This window comes from Variovorax ginsengisoli (assembly GCF_030811835.1).
Classification (GTDB): Bacteria; Pseudomonadota; Gammaproteobacteria; order Burkholderiales; family Burkholderiaceae_C; genus Variovorax; species Variovorax ginsengisoli_C.
Genome location: NZ_JAUSRO010000009.1, coordinates 20,376 through 37,968, shown reverse-complemented (window position 1 = coordinate 37,968; position 17,593 = coordinate 20,376). Strand labels below are relative to the sequence as shown.

Below are 17,593 nucleotides of genomic sequence, written 5' to 3'. Positions count from 1 at the left end.
AGACCGGATCAAGATCTCGCTGGGAGCCCGCAGCCCATCGAATACCGGCGCAATAGTAGTCCTTCCGGCAAGTACCCACGATCACCGATCCGCACGGGCAATGCGGTACACACAGCGGGCGGCACCCGCCAGCACATGCTGTTCACGGTTGACGGTGGCATCCGCGCCGACGACCTCCTGGAACAGCTGCAGTTCGGAGCGGCAGAAGCCCTGGCAGGTTCGGGCGGCAATGCAGATTGGGCAGTGGTCCTCGATCAATAGCCAGTCGGCTGCGTCGCGTTCAACCCGCGCCATGTAGCCCTCTTGGGTGCGAATAGCCGCGAGTTGTTCTAGCCGTTCCTGCAGTGTCGGCCCCCGACAGATCTGAAGATAGGTCGCGCGTGCATCGGCCTCGCGTTGCGCGATCAGTCGGTCCATGCCTTCTTCGCCGAACAGCTTGCGCACCGATCCGATCATCTGCACGGTGAGCTGCGCATGCGTATCCGGGAAGCGGCCATTTCCGGCTTCGGTCAGCACCCAGTTCTGGCGCGGGCGGCCCACGCCCGGCAGCGCCTCCTGCCGCCCTGCGATCAGCCCTGAAGTCAACAGTTTTTGCACCTGCTGGCGTGCCGCTTCGGGGGTCATCTCCAGCGTTTTCGCCAATGAGGCGGTCGATGCATGGCCCTTGGTCTTGATGAAGTAAAGGATGCGGTCGCCCGTTGACCTATCTTCTGATTTATCAAAGTTTTTACTTGTGTAATTCATCATGCCGGCCTATTATCCAAGTCATTGCTTTGATTTTAAGTCAACCATGCCTTCCTGTCTGCAATGTCCATGAGTGACCGTTCCCATCCGTCTCTGCTGGCCAGCTGGCGCGACCTGTTCGCCATCTTCGCGCTGGCGCCTGCAGCGGCCGCCCTGCTGGCGCGCCGCATCGCCCATCGACAAGGACGTCGATCATGAGTTTGAGCACCTCACTTTGGTTGTTCCTGGCGGTCCAGGCGCTCGGCCTGGCCGTCTGGCTGACCATCAGCGTCGTCAACAACTGCCACGGCTTTGGCGGCTCGGCGGGCGCTGTGGGGGCAACGATGTCCATGGCACCACTGAAGCAACCACCTGCCATCCACACGCCGCTGCTTTCTCGGGCGATCGGTTCGCAGACGCTTCATCGCACAGCGCTGCTGGTGGTGCTGGCGCTGCAGATCCTGGCGGCAGCCGCGTGTTGGACGGGCTGCTGGCAACTGCTCGTTGTGGGCGACCTGGGGGCGTCGCGGCTCTGGCTGAACCTGGGCCTGAGCGCCTTCACGGCCTTCCTGCTTGCCATGCACCTCGGCGGCCTGTGGTTCGGCTACTGGATTCGGCAAGAGGGCCTGCAGCTGACCCACATCGCCCTGCTGGTCTGGGCGGTCGCGGCTTTCTTTCTTTTCAATACCGCGTGGACATGACCGGGCAAGGTCCTGGCTCTGCAGTGCGAACCTCCATCAACATGCGCAATAAAACACTTCTGGTCGTCACGCTTGCCCTGTCGGCCATCGCTGCTGTCGGCACTGTCGTTTACAGCACCGCCACGGTCGCCAAGCCGGCGGCCGTCGCACCGCCTGCCACTAAGGTGGCGTTGGCCAGTGTGCGTCGCGACACGCTACCGCAGGTGTTCGCCGGCGTCGGCGAGTTGGAGTCGGCGCGCCAGGTTCAAGTGGCCGCCGAAGTCGGCGGCCGGGTGACGCGGATCGCGTTCTTGTCCGGCCAGGCCGTGAAGGCCGGGCAACTGCTGGTCCAGCTCAACGACGCCCCCGAGCAGGCCGAGCGCCAGCGCCTGCAGGCCCAGTGGCGCAATGCCGAAACGCTGCATGCCCGCGCACGGAAGCTGCTGGCCGATGACGCCGCCACGCAGGAGCAGGTCGACAACGCCGGGTCGGTGCGCGACATGGCGCTGGGCGAACTTCGGCACGTCGAGGCCGTCATTGCGCAGAAAGCCATCCGTGCGCCTTATGCCGGTGTGCTCGGCATCCGCCGTGTGCACGAAGGCCAGTACCTGAACGCCACCGACGCGATCGTCAGCCTGGTCGACGCTCGCACGCTGTATGCCAACTTCTCGCTGGACGAGCAGGCGAGTCCCCAGCTGAAGACCGGTCAGGCGGTCGAGGTGCGGGTCGACGCGTACCCCGACCGCCGTTTCAGCGCCCGGGTCACGGCCGTCGATCCGATGATCGCCCGGTCGCGCACGGTGCAGCTGCAGGCCACGCTGACTAACGCGGACGGTGCGCTGCGGCCCGGCATGTACGCCAGCGTCCGGGTGGCGCGGCAGGACGCTGCGCAGGCGCTCACCGTTCCGGAAACCGCAGTGACCTACACCGCCTATGGCGAGACGGTGTTCGTCGCACATGCCCGAGACGGGCAGGCACTCACGGTTAAGCGCGTCGCGGTCAAGGCAGGCGAGCGGCTGAACGGCCGCGTGCAGATCGACAACGGGCTGAGCGAAGGCGACCGGGTGGTCACTTCGGGGCAGCTCAAGCTGATCGACGGCATGGCCGTCGAAGCCGTCGAGGCGGACACGCTCGAGGTGCGCTCGTGAGGTTCACCGACCTGTTCGTTCGCCGTCCGGTGTTGGCCCTGGTGGTGAGCGCGCTGATCCTGCTGTTGGGCCTGCTGTCGCTCGAGCGCCTGCCGATCCGCCAGTATCCGATGCTGGAGAGCTCGACCATCACGGTGTCTACCGAGTACCCGGGGGCTTCGTCGGAGCTGATGCAGGGCTTCGTGACCCAGTCGATCGCGCAGGCGGTCTCGTCGGTCGAAGGCATCGACTACCTGTCGTCGTCTTCGGTGCAGGGGCGCAGCGTGGTCACCGCGCGCATGGAACTCAACCGCGATTCGACCCAGGCGCTGACCGAAGTGATGGCCAAGGTGAACCAGGTCCGCTACAAGCTGCCGGAACAGGCCTATGACCCGGTCATCGAACGTTCTTCGGGTGAGTCCACCGCTGTCGCCTACGTGGGCTTTGCCAGCGACACCTTGTCCACACCGGCCCTCACCGACTACCTGGCGAGGGTGGTGGAGCCGATGTTCGCCACCATCGAGGGCGTGGCCAAGGTCGAGGTCTTCGGTGGACAGCGGCTGTCCATGCGGCTGTGGCTGGACCCCGACCGCTTGGCCGGGCGCGGCCTGACCGCGGCCGACGTGGCCGATGCGGTGCGCCGCAACAATTACCAGGCGGCGCCCGGCAAGGTCAAAGGCCAGTACGTGGTGTCGAACGTGCGGGTCGACACCGACCTGGACAGCGTCGAGGGCTTTCGCGAACTGGTCGTGCGCAACGATGGCGCCGGCCTCGTGCGACTGAAGGATGTGGGCACGGTCGAGCTCGGCGCTGCCAACCGCGAAACCAGCGCGCTGATGGATGGCGTGCCCGCCGTTCACCTGGGCCTGCAGCCCACGCCGGCAGGCAATCCGCTGGTCATCGTGGCCGGCATCCGGAAGCTGCTGCCGGAGATCCGCAAGACCCTGCCGCCTGGCGTGCACGTCGAACTGGCGTTCGAGACGGCGCGGTTCATCGAGGCCTCCATTGTCGAAGTCGTGCACACGCTGATCGAGGCCCTGTTGATCGTGGTGGTGGTGATCTACCTGTGCCTCGGGTCGTTGCGCACGGTGCTGATTCCGGTGGCGACGATTCCCTTGTCGATGCTGGGCGCCGCGGGCCTGATGCTGGCATTCGGGTTCAGCATCAACCTGTTGACCTTGCTGGCGATGGTGCTGGCCATCGGACTGGTCGTGGACGACGCCATTGTTGTCGTGGAGAACGTACATCGGCATATCGCAGCGGGCCGCTCGCCGGTAGCGGCGGCCCTGATCGGCGCGCGCGAGGTGGCCGGGCCGGTCATTGCCATGACGATCACGCTGGCTGCCGTCTATGCGCCCATCGGCCTGATGGGCGGCCTGACCGGTGCGCTGTTCAAGGAGTTCGCGTTGACGCTGGCGGGCGCCGTCGTGGTGTCGGGCATGGTCGCGCTGACCTTGTCGCCGGTGATGGGTTCATTCCTCCTGCCACCTGCGCAGCAGGAAGGACGCATGGCGCATGCCGCCGAACGTTTCTTCGGTGGCCTGACGCGGCGGTATGGCGCGGCGCTGGCGTTCTCGCTGCGGCACCGCTGGATGACCGGGGGCCTGGCGTTGCTGGTCTTCGCAAGCCTGCCGTATCTCTACCAGTTGCCGCAACGCGAACTGGCACCGGCGGAAGACCAAGCCAACGTGCTGACGGCCATCAAGGCGCCGCAGCATGCGAACCTCGATTACGTCGAGCGGTTCGGGCGCAAGCTCGACGAGGTCTACACCCGCCTGCCGGAGACCGTGGGCCGGTGGGTCATCAACGGCAGCGACGGCCCGGCGTCGAGCATTGGCGGCATCAACCTGTCGCCCTGGGGCGAGCGAGCGCGATCCGCCGCCGCCGTCCAGGCCGAACTGCAGAGTGTGGTCAACGACGTAGAAGGCACCAGCATCTTCGTGTTCCAGCTGGCCGCGCTGCCGGGCTCCACCGGCGGCCTTCCGGTGCAGATGGTGCTGCGCAGCGCGCAGGGCTACCAGGTGCTGTTCCAGGCCATGGAGGACGTCAAGCGACGTGCGCGAGAGAGCGGCCTGTTCGCCGTGGTCGACAGCGACCTCGACTACAACAACCCGGTCGTGCAGGTGCGCATCGACCGCGCCAAGGCCGCCAGCCTGGGCATCCGCATGCAGGACATCGGTGAATCCCTGGCGGTGCTGGTGGGCGAGAACTACCTCAACCGCTTCGGCATGGACGGCCGCGCCTACGACGTGATCCCGCAAAGCCAGCGTGACCAGCGCCTGACGCCACAGGCGCTGGCCCGCCAGTTCGTGCGGACGCAGGACCAGACGCTGGTGCCGCTGTCCACGGTGGTGCAGGTTTCGATGCAGGTCGAGCCCAACCGGCTCACGCAGTTCAACCAGCAGAATGCGGCGACCTTCCAGGCCATCCCCGCGCCCGGTGTGTCGCTGGGCCAGGCCGTGGCGTTCCTGGAAGGGATGGCGGGCGACCTGCCCGCCGGCTTCAGCCACGACTGGCAATCCGATGCGCGGCAATACACCCAGGAGGGCAGCGCGCTGGTCTTCGCGTTCCTGGCTGCGCTGGTCATCATCTATTTGGTGCTGGCCGCGCAGTACGAAAGCCTGGTCGATCCGTTGATCATCCTCATCACGGTGCCCCTGTCTATCTGCGGCGCGCTGATACCGCTGGCACTGGGGTTGGCGACCGTCAACATCTACACCCAGATCGGCTTGGTGACCCTCATCGGCCTTATCAGCAAACACGGCATCCTGATGGTGGAGTTCGCCAACGAATTGCAGGCGCACGAGGGGCTCGACCGGCATGCCGCCATTCGGCGCGCCGCGCAGATCCGGCTGCGGCCCATCCTGATGACCACCGCGGCCATGGTGTTCGGGCTGGTGCCGCTACTCTTCGCATCCGGCGCGGGTGCCAACAGCCGCTTCGGCCTGGGCGTGGTGATCGTCTGCGGCATGCTCGTCGGCACGGCGTTCACCCTGTTCGTGCTGCCCACCGTGTATTCGTTGCTGGCTCGCGACCATGCCGCCCGGGCCACCACGAAACGCAATTTGCAATTGGCCGATGCCGACCTGCCTGCACCCCAGGCGCCCTGAGAAAGCCATCATGAAAAAGAACTTCCAGCTGCCCGGCCTGTTGGTCGCTGTCGGAATGCTGACCGGTTGCGCGGTAGGACCCCGGTACGAGACGCCCGCCGTGCCCACGATCACGCTGGCAAGCCCGCAGCAGAACCAGTTCAGTGGCGCTGCCGATCAGGCGCCGTGGTGGACCTTCCTCGAAGAGGAACACCTGACACTGCTGGTCGACGCCGCTCTCGCGCACAACCACGACATCCGCCGGGCGCAGGCCAGCTTGCTGGCTTCCCGTGCCGTGTTCGATCAGCAGCAGCTCGACCGCTACCCCGCCGTCACCGCGCAGGGCGGCTACCAGCGCAGCATCGAGCAGCGGGTCGGCGTCACCGGCGAGCCGGTGCGCAGCCTGGCCGAGAGCTGGCGAGCCGGTTTCGACGTGCAGTGGGAGATCGACCTCTTCGGCCGCCTGAATCGCCTGAGCCGATCCGCCAACGCCCGCGCCGATGCGGCGCAGGCCGACCTGGCGCTGGTGCGGCTCACGGTGGCCGCCGATGTCGCCCGTTACTACTACGAGGGACAGGGTCTGCAGCGCCGGCTGGACCTGGCGCAGGTGCAGGTCGAGAACTGGCGCGGCACGCTGGCCCTGCTGCAGTCCCGCGTGCGGGCCGGCAACGGGCCGCTCGACGAACTGGAGAATGCACGGGCCCAGTTGGCGCTGAGCGAAGCGACTATCGCGCCGCTGGTTGCGGCACGCGACCAGGCTCAATACCGACTCGATGTGTTGATCGGCCAGCGGCCCGGTCAGAATCCGGTCGCGGCGTCGATGCTCAAGCCGGCGCCGCTGGCCAGGGAACTGCCGCTTGGTGATGTCGATGAGCTCATCCGGCAACGGCCCGACGTGGTGCGTGCCGAGCGCCTCCTGGCGGCCAGCACCGAAGATGTGGGGGCCGCCACCGCCGAGCTCTACCCACGCCTCGACCTGGGCGGATTTATCGGCTTCTTCGCTTTGCGCGGGGCGGACGCAGGCATTGGTTCCCGGGCTTTCGAGATCGCCCCGAGCCTCACTTGGCCGGCCATGCGCATGGGCGGCGCCCGTGCCCGGCTGCGGGGAGCCAGGGCGCTGACGGAAGGCGCCCTGGCCCGCTACGAGCAAGCGTTGCTGCAAGCCCAGGAAGACGTGGAAAACGCGGTGACGCAGCTTGCCCGGCACCAGCAGCGGCTGTTGGCGCTGCTGCAGTCCGCCTCGCACAGCGAACGCGCGTTGGATATCGCCATGAGCCGTTACCATGCGGGCGCCGGTAGCTATCTGGCGGTGCTGGAGAATCAGCGCGGCCTGTCGGCGGTGCAGCAGGAGGCGACCCAGGCCGAGACGGCGTCGTACCTGCACGTCATCGCGCTGTATAAGGCGCTGGGCTGGGGCGTGGGTATGAGGACTCAGTCCATCGGTGTTGTAGACGCACCTACCTAGCTAATGGAAAATACAAATGGACGATTGGCTGAGTCTGATTCAGTGGCCCGCCTTCCTGGCCTCGATCACCGCTGCGTGGCTTGTCGCCTCGAAGGAGAGGCAACGACGCAATGCGGGCTTCTGGGTTTTCTTGCTGAGCAACGTGCTGTGGCTCATCTGGGGCTTTCATACCTCAGCCTGGGGCTTGGTCGCGTTGCAGTTCAGTTTGGGCGCGCTGAACATCCGGGGACTGTTCAAGACCGAGGGTGCGGCGGGCGCCGATGCCTGAGTGGGGCGCCGCGGGAGCTCGCAATGCGTATCAACGCGGCATCGCCGACCGGAGGTACCGCCCCGTGACGCTGGCCTCGTTGGCACACAAATCGGCGGGTGCTCCGCAGGCGATCACACTGCCGCCCTCGTCACCGGCACCCGGTCCGACGTCGATCACCCAGTCGCAGCGGGCCACGACGGTCATCTCGTGCTCGACGATCACGACGGTGTGGCCGGCATCGACCAGTTCGTTGAGCTGGACCAACAGCTTGTCGACATCCGCGGGATGCAGGCCGGTCGTCGGCTCGTCGAGCACATAGAGCGCGCGTGACCTGCTCCCTCCCAGCCGTACCAGCGTAATGGCAGCGAAGTCCGTCAACCTGGAGAATGACGGACATGAGAAAGAGCAGATTTACCGAGGAGCAGATCATCGGTTTCATCAAGCAGGCCGAGGCCGGTTTGCCGATCAAGGATCTGTGCCGCAAAGGCGGCTTCAGCGACGCGACCTTCTACAAATGGCGCGCCAAGTACGGCGGGATGGACGTGCCCGACGCGCGGCGGCTGCGTGAACTGGAGGCGGAGAACAACAAACTCAAGAAGCTGCTGGCCGAGGCGCAGCTGGACATCCACGCACTGAATACGGCCTTCGGGGTAAAGCGCTAGCCCCACAGGCCAAACGCGCGGCCATCGCCACCATGATCGAGCAATGCGATCTGAGCGAGCGGCGCGCCTGCAGGCTTGTGGGGCTCTCCCGCGACAACTACCGCAACCCACCCGAAGCCGATGCCATGACGCAAGAGCTCAGCAGCAAGATCGTCGAGATCGCGCACGCGCGCCGGCGCTTCGGCTATCGGCGCATCCACGACATGGTGCGCTCGCACTTCCCCGGTGTGAACCATAAGAAGGTCTACCGGCTCTACAGCGCCGCCAACTTGGCAGTGCGCAAGCGCAAGAAGGTCAAGCGCCCGACCAGTGAACGCGTGCCGCTGCGATTGGCCACGACGGCAAATGAGGTGTGGAGCATGGACTTCGTCAGCGACAGCCTGAGTACGGGGCGGCGCATCAAGTGCTTGACGGTCGCTGATGACTTCAGCCACGAGTGCGTGAGCATCGCGGTGGACTGGGGCATCTCGGGCCAGTACGTCACACGGCTGCTCGATCAGACCGCTGTCTTCCGAGGTTACCCGCGGGCCGTGCGCACCGACAACGGCCCGGAGTTCACCAGCCGGGCCTTCATGGCCTGGGCCAGCACGCATGGCATCCGCCACATCCTGATCGAGCCGGGACGGCCCATGCAGAACGGCTACATCGAGAGCTTCAACGGCAAGTTCAGGGACGAGTGCCTGAACGAGCAATGGTTCGAGACGTTGCAGCAGGCCAGATCGGCGATTGCTGTCTGGAGGCAGGACTACAACGAGGTCAGGCCACACAGCAGTTGCGGGCGAATGCCACCGGCGAAGTTCGCCGAGCTGCATCGCCAGCGCGCTGGCGATGCAGCTCGGTCTACCTCAACAACCGCCGAGATCGAGATCAATTAATCTTGCAACCCCGGACTTCCTCGTTATGAATGGCACGGCAAGAGGGGGGCAGGTCACTTCCATGGTAAGGTATCACCTAGTGATACCAAAAGGAACGCGCTATGGCTGCCACGTCTATTCGCCCCGTAGCAATCAAACTCAACGATGACGTCAAGGCACGAGTCAAACGTCTGGCCGAAGCGCGTCATCGCACTCCGCACTGGTTGATGCGAGAAGCCATCAGCCAGTATGTCGATCGCGAAGAAAAGCGAGAGACGTTCCGCCAGGACACGCTCAAGGCTTGGGATGACTACCGCGCGACGGGTCTGCATGTCACCGCCACAGAGGCTGACGCCTGGCTCGCGCAGCTCGAGCAGCTCGAGCAGGGTAACGACATCGAGCCGCCCGAATGCCACGTCTGAGCTGGTCGCCGCAGGCGCTGCTCGATGTGCAGCGCCTCTATCGCTTCCTGGCCAGCAAGAACATCGACGCCGCAAAGCGAGCGGTCAAAGCGATCCGGCAAGAGGTCAAGGTTCTTGAGGACCAGCCCGGAATGGGGCGCCTCATCGAGGACATGCCAGACGATTTTCGGGAGTGGGTGATCGACTTCGGCGAGAGCGGCTACGTCGCGCGCTATCGACTCGACGCTGACCGCGTGGTGATTCTGGCTGTGAGACATCAGCGCGAAGCCGGGTATTCCTGACTGGGTCTTCCGGCCTGGCCGAATCCAGGTATTTATCCATCGCCTATGCAGACCGCTGACACATCACTTCTTCAAGTGTTGAAGTTACTTGAGATTGAATTGCACAAGCCAGCGGCGCGCAGTGACGCCAAAAGGCTCGATGCGCTCTTACATGACGATTTTCGGGAATTTGGGCTCTCGGGGACGGTTTATGAGAAGGTAGACATCACGTTGCGACTGCCTGCAGAGGCGCAACACGCAGTCGTTGTTGCGGATCGTTTCGAGCTGAGACGCCTCGGCGAATTTGTCGTTTTGATCACGTACCGCTCAGCGCGTCAACTGCAGGACGGAAGCTTTGACAGGTTTGCCCTGCGCTCGTCGATCTGGAAACACTCGTCGCTGGGCTGGCAGATGAGCTTCCACCAAGGAACACCCACAGCCGCCTACGAACCCGGCGCTGGGATTCTGGTGGCAGAAAACGAGCATCGCGATAAGCAATTCTTTCTCTAAACCGGCGTGTCGGTACTGGTGATCCTTGTCATGTATACGCAAACAGCCTGGACGAATCAACAGTATCCAGATAAACTGAGCACGTCGGAGTTAGAGCACTTTGGTTTTTTCTTCCGACTGGATGCAGGTAGACCGCTCGAAAGGCCGCCGTAACTGCATTGAGAGGCAATGGGGGACCCTTCCCAAGCCAAGCCCACAAAAGTGACCGCAAGGTCTGACGGAACGGGCAGAAGGAACGCTCACAGGCGTGTAATCCGTCAAGCCTGCCAATGTGTGAAGGCAGGCCCGGTCTATGTCCCATGCTCGTCCGAATACGGTGAGAGACAGTCCGGCAATCACTTGACCCGCTTTATGCGGGTTAGGGAGAGTTTTGCCGGTACAACAGAACCCTGCTGAACCGATCCGGTTTCTCTTAATGCCCGTACTTCTCTAAAGCTGGAGAGAAAAATAAGTCGAAAAAGGGGCACAAAAGCGACGTGGGCAATTTTTTTTGGTCAAAAAAACGCCAAAAATTGCCGTCGGGCCGCCGGCGCAAAAAAATTCTCCCGGTAGGTTGATGCCAACCTGCCAACCTGCCAACCTGCCAACCCGATCAGGCGCTCAGAAATTCAGCTTCGCGCGAATGCCAAGAGTGGGGCAATATTGCCCCGATCAGCTGCTCGCAGTGCTTCCGGGTACTGCTGGCGTGCGATACGAGGCTTAAACAGGTCGACGCCGGCGCCCCAGGTGAAGGCGGGACATCCCAGTCGCTGGCCAAGGATGTCGGCCATCAGCCGGGAGTGGCGCCCGTTGCCGTTGGCAAACGGGTGAATGAACACGAGCTGGTGATGGAACCGAATCACCAATTCGTCGGGCGGGAAAGCCGCATGGTCTCGCTGGTAGCGAGTGTTTTCCAGCAGCTGGGTCAGGCGCATGGCAACTTGCTCGGACGGCACACCGATGCTCTTGTCGGTCTGGCGAAATGTGCCTGCCCAGGTCCAGGTGTCGCCGAACATCTTCAGGTGTAGCCGGCGGATGAAGTTTTCCTCAAGTACCGCTGCTTTCTTCTGCCGGAAGGCCCAGACACGTCCGGCCAGGATGTTCACCTGCTCCCAAGCGTTGAGTTGCTCTTGGGTGGTGATGTGTCTGGGCTTCAGCCCGCCGATCTCGTCGAGATCCAGCGGCGTTTGGCCTGGCGCGTAAACAAATTCCATCACCACAGTGAGCGGGGTGAGCGGCGGATCAACGAGCGGGCGGCCGATTCCAGATACTTGTCCATCGACTCTTTGTCCTCGACCTTCTGATCCTCCAGCGCCATCGAGTGCGCCACGGGGCCCAATTGCGCGGCCAGGACGCTCTTGGCACGGGCCATGAGCTTCTCGTCAAGCGGTTGGCGTGGCACCAGGGCGTAGCGCAGGTCGCAGTCCAGTGCATCGGCCACCTTGCGCAGCGTGGCGAGGGTGACGCGCTCATGTGCTTCAGAGGCCTCGATCTTGCGCAGTCCGACGCCGGTCATGCCCAGTTGCTGGGCCAGGGCGGTCGCGGTCATCCCCAAGGCTTCGCGGATGGTCTGAATCCACCCGGCAGGAGGCGGGGAGGGCAAAGCGGCGCGGCGCCACTTCGCAAGTTCGCCTTCGACTTGGCGCAGCTGCAGCTCTAGCAACTCAGGTTGGTTTTTCATACTCATGGGTTCGATTCTATAACAAAATAACAAACCTATGGGTTTATATTATTTTTATAAAAGTAACCTGTAGGTTTTCAGATGGAGCGCTGAAGCGGCTCAAAGGAATAACTTCAAACCCGGCACATGGTCTGCGAGAAAATCCTATACGGAGAAGTTGCTGCACTGGCAAGCATTTTTTGGGAAAACGAGCCGGGATTCCGGCGCGAGTCCTTCCTAGCATGGGTGCATTGGTGGCGTCGTGACGCAGCCATCGAATGCATTCCACAAGGAGGTTCCCGTGAAGCGTTCTCTCAAGCCAGTTGAGTCGAAGAGTTTGGCAACTCAGATCATTGATGCCTATGTTGTGACCATTCAAGAGATCCGCTTGATGGTCCAAGCCATTGCCGCAAGTCGACCTCTCTGCATGGTGCTTAGTGCCCTGTTGGGCGCTCAAGGCTTGCGCCATTTCTTATGATCGTTAGCAACGCTGGTGCTCTTCTGTCCTAGATGTGGTCGCCGAATCGACCGATTGCGTATGTTGGCCTCACGTGACCGCCTGTTTCGCATCGTGATCGGGGAGTTATGTCACTATGGCTGACGGGACATCAAAAAATGTTTCAGCAGTTGTCTAAAGATTATGAATATGAAAAACGATCCTTCAGAGATGCCAGACGAGGAGTTGGACGAATTGAGCTAGGAATGGCTGGACGCGTTATGCCATCAGGCCCAACACGATGAAAAACTTCGCAGTGCAATAGAGATGGTGGCGACGCTTTATCGGGTGCTATGCGAAGGGCAGCCAGTTCCAGAAACACACATGCCGATGCTTCGACAAATGCTAGCAGCGTTTGGAGTAATCAAAATTCAGGAAATTGGTTGGGCTGTTGCTATTCAATACCGAAAAACCAAGATGACAAAAATAATGAAAAATGAATTTGAGATTTTTAAATGTATGGATGCCTGAAATTTTCAATTGAGCGAGTGACACCGCGTTGCTCTTGATCTTTTCGTGGAGGTCGGCGAGAGAGTTGGCCATTTGAAGCTCGGGATGAAAAACGCTATAATCCAAATAATTGATCTGCGGGTCAAGTAGGGGAGGGCTGACTCTTAAAATAATTCTTCGAGAGTTGTTTTGAAAAGCGCTTAAGCGCACTTGGTGCCTGCTTGCGCAGGCGTGCAAAACAATCCCGCGTCAATTGTCGCGGGCTCGAAAGGATTTATTGTGAAAGTGTTTTTTGTTCGCCACGGCGAGAGCACCGGCAACGCCGGAATTCCCAGCTTCGATCTTTCGAAACTCGAACTGACGCCGCTGGGCCACGCCCAAGCTAAAAGCACCGCGCTCGGCTGGCCGCAACGCCCCACGCTCATTGCGATGTCGCCGTACCTGCGAACGCATCTCACAGCCCAGCCGACGATCGACCGGTTTCCGGACGTGCCGGTCGAGATTCTTCCCATGGAGGAGTTCACCTACCTGGAGCCAAGTCGATGGAATGGAACATCACGCCAGGTACGCCTTCCCCATATCGAGTCGTATTGGGGGAGTGCCGATCCAGAGTTCTGCGATGGCCCCGGGGCAGAGAGCTTCCAGACCTTGCTGGATCGCGTGGGTCGTACGCTGGCCCGCTTCGAAGGCTTACCGTCGGACGCACTGGTCTATGCCTTCAGCCACGGCCAGTCATTCAGGCGGTTCGTCAGAGCTTGCTGCATCCGAGCTGGACAGCGCAGCAGAAGATGGCCCACTTCTGGGCCTTCAACACCAGGCATCCCATCTTGAATGCGGACGAGGTGGAGGCCCGTTTCGAAGCGGGGCGGTGGACAACAGCCGTCGTTTAGTGGGCCAAGGGGGCGCCTGCAGGGGCGCCTCGCGATATCACCGATTATCACGTTTTATCACTTGGCATCACTCGTTCTCACTTTCGATCTGACGCAGCCAAATCGCGTGGGTGCTTAGAAATCGCAAATAGGCACGTTGGGTATGTTTACAGCGGCTACGCCGCTGAAAAATACCGTGTGCCTAAGGCGTGCCGCCTTAGAAACCGCGGGAAGTCCCAGTGGGCCGGTTTTACAGCGGCTACGCCTTGGGAATCATTTCATCCAGGGACGAATGAAGTCGGGCCTGAAGAGAGAAGCGCACACTAACTTGAAGGATCAAGTGGCTGTCGTCATGGCGATAGCGCGAAGGTTCGGTTGTCACAAGGGCTTCGTCCTGAGGTCTTCATCTGGCGACACGAGACGTCAGAGTTGGTCCTCGTCGCTGACAACTTCGCTGGGGGGTGCGGCGGATTTCTTGGACTACCGTTGGAGGTAGTTCATGTATTCATACGAAGATCGAGTTCGCGCAGTGCAGCTGTACATTAAGTTGGGCAAGCGTCCTGGGGCGACCATTTGCCAGTTGGGCTACCCGACGAAGAATTCCTTGAAGAACTGGCATGAGGAGTACGAGCGAAGCCACGATCTGTCGCGCGGCTACGTGCGCTCCAAGCCGAAGTACTCTCATGCCCAGAAGGAACGGGCCGTCGAACACTATCTCGAGCACGGGCGCTGCATTGCCTTCACCATCAAGGCGATGGGCTATCCGGGCCGGGATTCGCTGCGGACCTGGATCCGCGAATCCCGCCCCGAATTGCACGCACGTGCCGTCAATCGATCGGCCGGATCAGCGCGGCCACCGGCGTTGAAGAAGGCTGCGGTCATCGCACTGTGCATGCGCCAGGACAGCGCCCAAGCCGTGGCGCAAGAGCTCGGGGTGTCCAGGCCGACCCTGTACCACTGGAAGAATCAACTGCTCGGTTCCGAGAAGCCCTCATCCATGAAACGCCGGCACAAACCCCCACCGTCACCTGAGCGAGAGGAACTGGAGCGCCAGCTCGAATCTCTTCGACGCGACGTCCACCGTCTACAGCTTGAGCACGACCTGTTGAAGAAGGCGAATGAACTCATAAAAAAAGACACGGGCATCGACCTGCAAGTCCTGAGCAATCGGGAAAAGACGATGCTGGTCGATGCCCTGAGACAGCAATACCCCTTGCCGGAGTTGCTCGTAGCGCTGGACTTGGCAAGAAGTTCCTACTTCTACCAGCGAGCGCAACTGCAGGGCGCGGAGAAATACGTCAAGGTGCGGCATGTCATGGCAGAGATCTTCGAGGGCAATCACGGCTGCTATGGGTACCGCCGGATGCGCGCGGCGCTGAGCAGGCAGTGCCTGCGCCTGTCGGAGAAGGTGGTCAGGCGCCTGATGAAGCAGGAGGGACTGGTCGTGGCCAAACCCAAGCGCCGCCGGTACGGCTCCTACCTGGGGGAGATCAGTCCGGCGCCGGAAAACCTCCTCGAGCGTGACTTCACGGCTGCCGCCCCCAATGAGAAATGGCTCACCGACATCTCGGAGTTCCAGATTGCCGCCGGCAAGGTGTACCTGTCGCCCACTATCCCTGGCCGGGCTGGCTCTCGCGAATCGCTGATGCCAAACTGATTCGTTCGATGTCGCGCAAAGGGTGCTCGCCTGACAACGCCGCCTGCGAGGGCTTCTTCGGCAGGCTGAAGACGGAAATGTTCTACCCTCGGGACTGGAAAGCCGTGAGCATCAAGCAGTTCACCCAATCCCTGGACGCATACATCCGCTGGTACAACGAGAAACGGATCAAGATCTCTCTGGGCGCTCTCAGCCCTGTTGAATATCGCAAGAGCCTTGGGCTCATGGCATAACCAGTCCAAGAAATCCGCCGCACCCCCAGCTGAACTGACCCCCAGAAGTTGGACGGTTGGAAGCTAGCAGCTCGATGCCTGAGTTCGGTACTGCACCGGGCTCAGGCCTGACCCTTGTACGTTGGCTCGTGGCCTAGGCTGTGTGAAAACTCCCTCGAGCCATGTTTTTAGGGGTCTTTGACGCCTTGGCGCATTCGAGAAAACGCAGCCTGAGCCCATCTGAGAGGTCGAGTTTCGGAGTGATGCCCAGCGAATCGGGTTTTCACGCAGCCTCGGCCGTGACCGGCCTCCAGACGCGCACGTCGTTTCGCTCACTGCCCACTCATCGAAGTGTGGGACTGCTGAAAATTCACCCCCAACTGGGGCTGTGCTGGGTCGGAGGATATTCCGACCCAATACGGTTGCCAGGCAGTGACAGCTTCGCAAGCATGGTGATGTATTTAGTATTAATATAATACAAATTATGGCAGGACGAAGTCCATCAGATCGGCGACGAGCGGACCATAGTCGGTGCGCGACGAGCGAAGTGCAGCCTGGATTGTCGGTCGATCGGAGCGCTTGTTCTGACTGAGCTTTTGCATGCAGTCGAGCGTTTCGACCTTGATCTCAAAGCCAGTGACGCCCTGAATCAGCCGGTCGACATGTGCAGACGGCGCTTCGTCGAGCACCCAGTCGCCGTCGGTCGTGGCTTCGAACGCCGCGATAGAGCGACGCATCAGGTCGAGCAGGTTCTCGCGGTCTTCGATCAACTTCAGCCTTCCACGGATCTGAAGGCCGACATAGTCCCAGGTCGGTACGTTGGCAGGGTTTTCGTACCAGCGCGGCGAAACATAAGCGTTGGGTCCATTGACCACGAGCAATGCAGACTGACCGCTTGCAAGCGCACCTGCATGTGGATTGCGGCGCGCCATGTGGGAAATGATCCTGATCGACCCGGTGCCGTCGTCTTCGGCGACCAGCGGCAGCGACGTCACGACGGGCTGGCCATCGCGACCGGCCGTCACCAGCGAGCCAAAGGGGTAGCGCGTGAGCCAGGCGAGGGCTGCTGTCATATCGGTGCAGCGGTAGTGGTCGGGTATGAACATGGAGAGCCTCTTCGTAAATCAGATTATTTTATGTTTCATGGATATATAAAATACAATAAAATTCACTGGACGTGATTGAAGAGGATTTCGCATGAAAAATGACAAGCTCGATCCTGAACTCAAAGCCATGCTCGCCGCCGCGGCGGCAGCAACAGGCGGCCCCAGCATTCGCGACCTGCCAGTTCCCTTGGCGCGGCAGGCGTATCGGGAGCGTTACCTGGCCCGCGGCCTGCGCGCGCCTGAGAGAGACGTCGTGGTGCAGGAGCGGATGTTCGACCTGCCCGGCCGACAGATTTCTGCTCGCCTGTATCGACCGAATGCGGTGACGGCCGACGAGGCGTTGCCGCTGATCATCTATTTCCATGGCGGCGGCTTCGTGGTCGGCGACTCTGCCGCCTACCACCACCAGTCCCTCTGGCTCGCCGACCGACTGGGTGCCGCCGTGCTCACGCCCGACTATCGCCTGGCGCCGGAACACCCCTTCCCCGCGGCTGCCGAGGATGCATGGGAGGTGTTCCTGGCCGTCTCTGCAGATCCGCTCGCCTGGGGCGCCGACCCCTTGCGCATTGCGCTCGCGGGCGACAGCGCAGGTGGCTGTCTCGGGCTCGTCTGTGCGCTCGCCGCCCGCGACAGGCCGCAGGGCCCCCAGCCTGCGGCGTGCCTGTCCCTGTACCCGGTGACCGACTACCGTTCCTATCGTGGCGGCCCGAGCTGGCCGTCGATCGAGGCCTTCGGCAAGGGCTACTTCCTTGACACGAGCACGCTCGACTGGTTCTGCGATCTCTATTTCAAAAGCGACGGCGATGCTGCCGACCCGCGTGCATCGCCGCTCTTCTGGCCCGACGTGACCGGGCTGCCACCGGTAGTTCTGGTTACCGCGGGGTACGATCCCCTGCGAGATCAGGGCAACGCCATGGCCGAGCGTCTGATCGCCGCGGGCGGTGTCGTCGAGCACCTACAGTTCCCCGACATGATCCACAACTTTCCGGGATACGCGGGTCTTTCGGCCGGTGCGGCAGAGGCTTTCGCGCAAGCTGCCGATCGGCTTGCGGTTCATCTGAAGCGTTGACCCGGGCGATTGGGCCGCGATGACGGTCCGACACAGCGCCCGACCGCAGGCTT

At 62.0% G+C, this 17,593-nt stretch carries 18 protein-coding genes and 2 pseudogenes; 15 read left to right on the top strand and 5 right to left on the bottom strand.

The annotated features are described in order from the left end of the window. Positions 1 to 81: 81 nt before the first annotated feature. On the bottom strand, positions 82 to 744 hold the full coding sequence (locus tag J2W36_RS14925) for a helix-turn-helix transcriptional regulator (protein ID WP_307690734.1): 663 nt from the start codon (positions 742 to 744) through the stop codon (positions 82 to 84). Positions 745 to 813: 69 nt separating this feature from the next. Here J2W36_RS14925 and J2W36_RS14920 point away from each other — a divergent pair, with 69 nt between their 5' ends. The 6 genes from J2W36_RS14920 to J2W36_RS14895 are packed head-to-tail and all read left to right on the top strand — an operon-like array spanning position 814 to position 7,352. After that, the gene (locus J2W36_RS14920) at positions 814 to 942 is read left to right on the top strand and encodes a hypothetical protein (RefSeq protein WP_307690540.1); all 129 of its coding nucleotides are present in this window, start codon (positions 814 to 816) and stop codon (positions 940 to 942) included. Next, positions 939 to 1,424 (top strand): DUF2165 family protein, encoded by a 486-nt coding sequence (locus tag J2W36_RS14915; protein ID WP_307690539.1) that lies wholly within the window; start codon positions 939 to 941, stop codon positions 1,422 to 1,424. Before J2W36_RS14920 ends, J2W36_RS14915 begins: the two co-directional genes overlap by 4 nt. 23 nt (positions 1,425 to 1,447) lie before the next feature. Further along, a complete protein-coding gene (locus J2W36_RS14910) occupies positions 1,448 to 2,551 on the top strand; it encodes an efflux RND transporter periplasmic adaptor subunit (protein WP_307690538.1) in 1,104 nt (367 codons plus the stop codon). After that, positions 2,548 to 5,640, top strand: coding sequence for a MexW/MexI family multidrug efflux RND transporter permease subunit (locus J2W36_RS14905; RefSeq protein ID WP_307690537.1), 3,093 nt, complete (start codon positions 2,548 to 2,550; stop codon positions 5,638 to 5,640). Before J2W36_RS14910 ends, J2W36_RS14905 begins: the two co-directional genes overlap by 4 nt. Before the next feature lie 10 nt (positions 5,641 to 5,650). After that, positions 5,651 to 7,084: an efflux transporter outer membrane subunit gene (locus J2W36_RS14900; RefSeq protein ID WP_307690536.1), complete on the top strand. Its 1,434-nt coding sequence runs from the start codon at positions 5,651 to 5,653 to the stop codon at positions 7,082 to 7,084. Positions 7,085 to 7,100: 16 nt separating this feature from the next. Next, positions 7,101 to 7,352 carry a hypothetical protein gene (locus J2W36_RS14895; protein WP_307690535.1) on the top strand — a complete coding sequence of 84 codons (252 nt, stop codon included), beginning with the start codon at positions 7,101 to 7,103 and terminating at the stop codon, positions 7,350 to 7,352. 30 nt (positions 7,353 to 7,382) lie between these two features. Here J2W36_RS14895 and J2W36_RS14890 read toward each other — a convergent pair. Further along, positions 7,383 to 7,667, bottom strand: a pseudogene (locus J2W36_RS14890) (excinuclease ABC subunit A); the annotation flags it as partial. Between the two features lie 62 nt (positions 7,668 to 7,729). On the opposite strand from J2W36_RS14890, the gene J2W36_RS14885 reads away from it, so the two are divergent. The 4 genes from J2W36_RS14885 to J2W36_RS14870 all read left to right on the top strand — a co-directional run bounded on the left by J2W36_RS14885 (position 7,730) and on the right by J2W36_RS14870 (position 10,042). Beyond that, positions 7,730 to 8,871, top strand: a protein-coding gene (locus J2W36_RS14885; protein WP_370869330.1) for an IS3 family transposase whose coding sequence is annotated in 2 segments (ribosomal slippage) — positions 7,730 to 7,985 and positions 7,985 to 8,871 — 1,143 coding nt in all. Because the reading frame shifts where the segments join, the coding sequence is not laid out codon by codon here. A 101-nt stretch (positions 8,872 to 8,972) separates the two neighbouring features. Beyond that, positions 8,973 to 9,272 carry a CopG family ribbon-helix-helix protein gene (locus J2W36_RS14880; RefSeq protein ID WP_307690533.1) on the top strand — a complete coding sequence of 100 codons (300 nt, stop codon included), beginning with the start codon at positions 8,973 to 8,975 and terminating at the stop codon, positions 9,270 to 9,272. Further along, positions 9,260 to 9,553, top strand: coding sequence for a type II toxin-antitoxin system RelE/ParE family toxin (locus J2W36_RS14875; protein ID WP_307690532.1), 294 nt, complete (start codon positions 9,260 to 9,262; stop codon positions 9,551 to 9,553). The genes J2W36_RS14880 and J2W36_RS14875 overlap by 13 nt, the downstream gene beginning before the upstream one ends. Before the next feature lie 45 nt (positions 9,554 to 9,598). Then, complete coding sequence (locus J2W36_RS14870; protein WP_307690531.1) at positions 9,599 to 10,042, top strand: nuclear transport factor 2 family protein; 444 nt, start codon at positions 9,599 to 9,601, stop codon at positions 10,040 to 10,042. A gap of 608 nt (positions 10,043 to 10,650) precedes the next feature. On the opposite strand, the gene J2W36_RS14865 is transcribed toward J2W36_RS14870, so the two are convergent. Continuing rightward, positions 10,651 to 11,235: a mobile mystery protein B gene (locus J2W36_RS14865; RefSeq protein WP_307690530.1), complete on the bottom strand. Its 585-nt coding sequence runs from the start codon at positions 11,233 to 11,235 to the stop codon at positions 10,651 to 10,653. Beyond that, the gene (locus tag J2W36_RS14860) at positions 11,235 to 11,708 is read right to left on the bottom strand and encodes a mobile mystery protein A (protein ID WP_307690529.1); all 474 of its coding nucleotides are present in this window, start codon (positions 11,706 to 11,708) and stop codon (positions 11,235 to 11,237) included. The genes J2W36_RS14865 and J2W36_RS14860 overlap by 1 nt, the downstream gene beginning before the upstream one ends. A 274-nt stretch (positions 11,709 to 11,982) precedes the next feature. Here J2W36_RS14860 and J2W36_RS14855 point away from each other — a divergent pair, with 274 nt between their 5' ends. The 4 genes and pseudogenes from J2W36_RS14855 to J2W36_RS14840 all read left to right on the top strand — a co-directional run bounded on the left by J2W36_RS14855 (position 11,983) and on the right by J2W36_RS14840 (position 15,386). Further along, positions 11,983 to 12,159, top strand: coding sequence for a hypothetical protein (locus J2W36_RS14855; RefSeq protein WP_307690528.1), 177 nt, complete (start codon positions 11,983 to 11,985; stop codon positions 12,157 to 12,159). Positions 12,160 to 12,444: 285 nt separating this feature from the next. After that, a complete protein-coding gene (locus J2W36_RS14850; RefSeq protein ID WP_307690527.1) occupies positions 12,445 to 12,648 on the top strand; it encodes a hypothetical protein in 204 nt (67 codons plus the stop codon). A 210-nt stretch (positions 12,649 to 12,858) separates the two neighbouring features. Further along, complete coding sequence (locus tag J2W36_RS14845; protein ID WP_307690526.1) at positions 12,859 to 13,458, top strand: histidine phosphatase family protein; 600 nt, start codon at positions 12,859 to 12,861, stop codon at positions 13,456 to 13,458. Positions 13,459 to 13,995: 537 nt separating this feature from the next. Then, a pseudogene (locus J2W36_RS14840) lies at positions 13,996 to 15,386 on the top strand (IS3 family transposase). Positions 15,387 to 15,847: 461 nt separating this feature from the next. On the opposite strand, the gene J2W36_RS14835 reads toward J2W36_RS14840, so the two are convergent. Beyond that, positions 15,848 to 16,471, bottom strand: a complete 624-nt coding sequence (locus tag J2W36_RS14835; protein ID WP_307690525.1) for an FMN-binding negative transcriptional regulator — start codon at positions 16,469 to 16,471, stop codon at positions 15,848 to 15,850. Positions 16,472 to 16,562: 91 nt separating this feature from the next. Between J2W36_RS14835 and J2W36_RS14830 the strand changes: the two genes are divergently transcribed. Beyond that, positions 16,563 to 17,540 (top strand): alpha/beta hydrolase, encoded by a 978-nt coding sequence (locus J2W36_RS14830; protein WP_307690524.1) that lies wholly within the window; start codon positions 16,563 to 16,565, stop codon positions 17,538 to 17,540. Positions 17,541 to 17,593: the final 53 nt, after the last annotated feature.

Bases quoted from the DNA above. Each gene is read 5' to 3' on its own strand.
- J2W36_RS14875 (WP_307690532.1), top strand. From the start codon at position 9,260: ATGCCACGTCTGAGCTGGTCGCCGCAGGCGCTGCTCGATGTGCAGCGC.
- J2W36_RS14895 (WP_307690535.1), top strand. From the start codon at position 7,101: ATGGACGATTGGCTGAGTCTGATTCAGTGGCCCGCCTTCCTGGCCTCG.
- J2W36_RS14870 (WP_307690531.1), top strand. From the start codon at position 9,599: ATGCAGACCGCTGACACATCACTTCTTCAAGTGTTGAAGTTACTTGAG.
- J2W36_RS14850 (WP_307690527.1), top strand. From the start codon at position 12,445: ATGGTGGCGACGCTTTATCGGGTGCTATGCGAAGGGCAGCCAGTTCCA.
- J2W36_RS14880 (WP_307690533.1), top strand. From the start codon at position 8,973: ATGGCTGCCACGTCTATTCGCCCCGTAGCAATCAAACTCAACGATGAC.
- J2W36_RS14925 (WP_307690734.1), bottom strand. From the start codon at position 744: ATGAATTACACAAGTAAAAACTTTGATAAATCAGAAGATAGGTCAACG.
- J2W36_RS14900 (WP_307690536.1), top strand. From the start codon at position 5,651: ATGAAAAAGAACTTCCAGCTGCCCGGCCTGTTGGTCGCTGTCGGAATG.
- J2W36_RS14915 (WP_307690539.1), top strand. From the start codon at position 939: ATGAGTTTGAGCACCTCACTTTGGTTGTTCCTGGCGGTCCAGGCGCTC.
- J2W36_RS14830 (WP_307690524.1), top strand. From the start codon at position 16,563: ATGAAAAATGACAAGCTCGATCCTGAACTCAAAGCCATGCTCGCCGCC.
- J2W36_RS14835 (WP_307690525.1), bottom strand. From the start codon at position 16,471: ATGTTCATACCCGACCACTACCGCTGCACCGATATGACAGCAGCCCTC.
- J2W36_RS14865 (WP_307690530.1), bottom strand. From the start codon at position 11,235: ATGGAATTTGTTTACGCGCCAGGCCAAACGCCGCTGGATCTCGACGAG.
- J2W36_RS14860 (WP_307690529.1), bottom strand. From the start codon at position 11,708: ATGAGTATGAAAAACCAACCTGAGTTGCTAGAGCTGCAGCTGCGCCAA.
- J2W36_RS14920 (WP_307690540.1), top strand. From the start codon at position 814: ATGAGTGACCGTTCCCATCCGTCTCTGCTGGCCAGCTGGCGCGACCTG.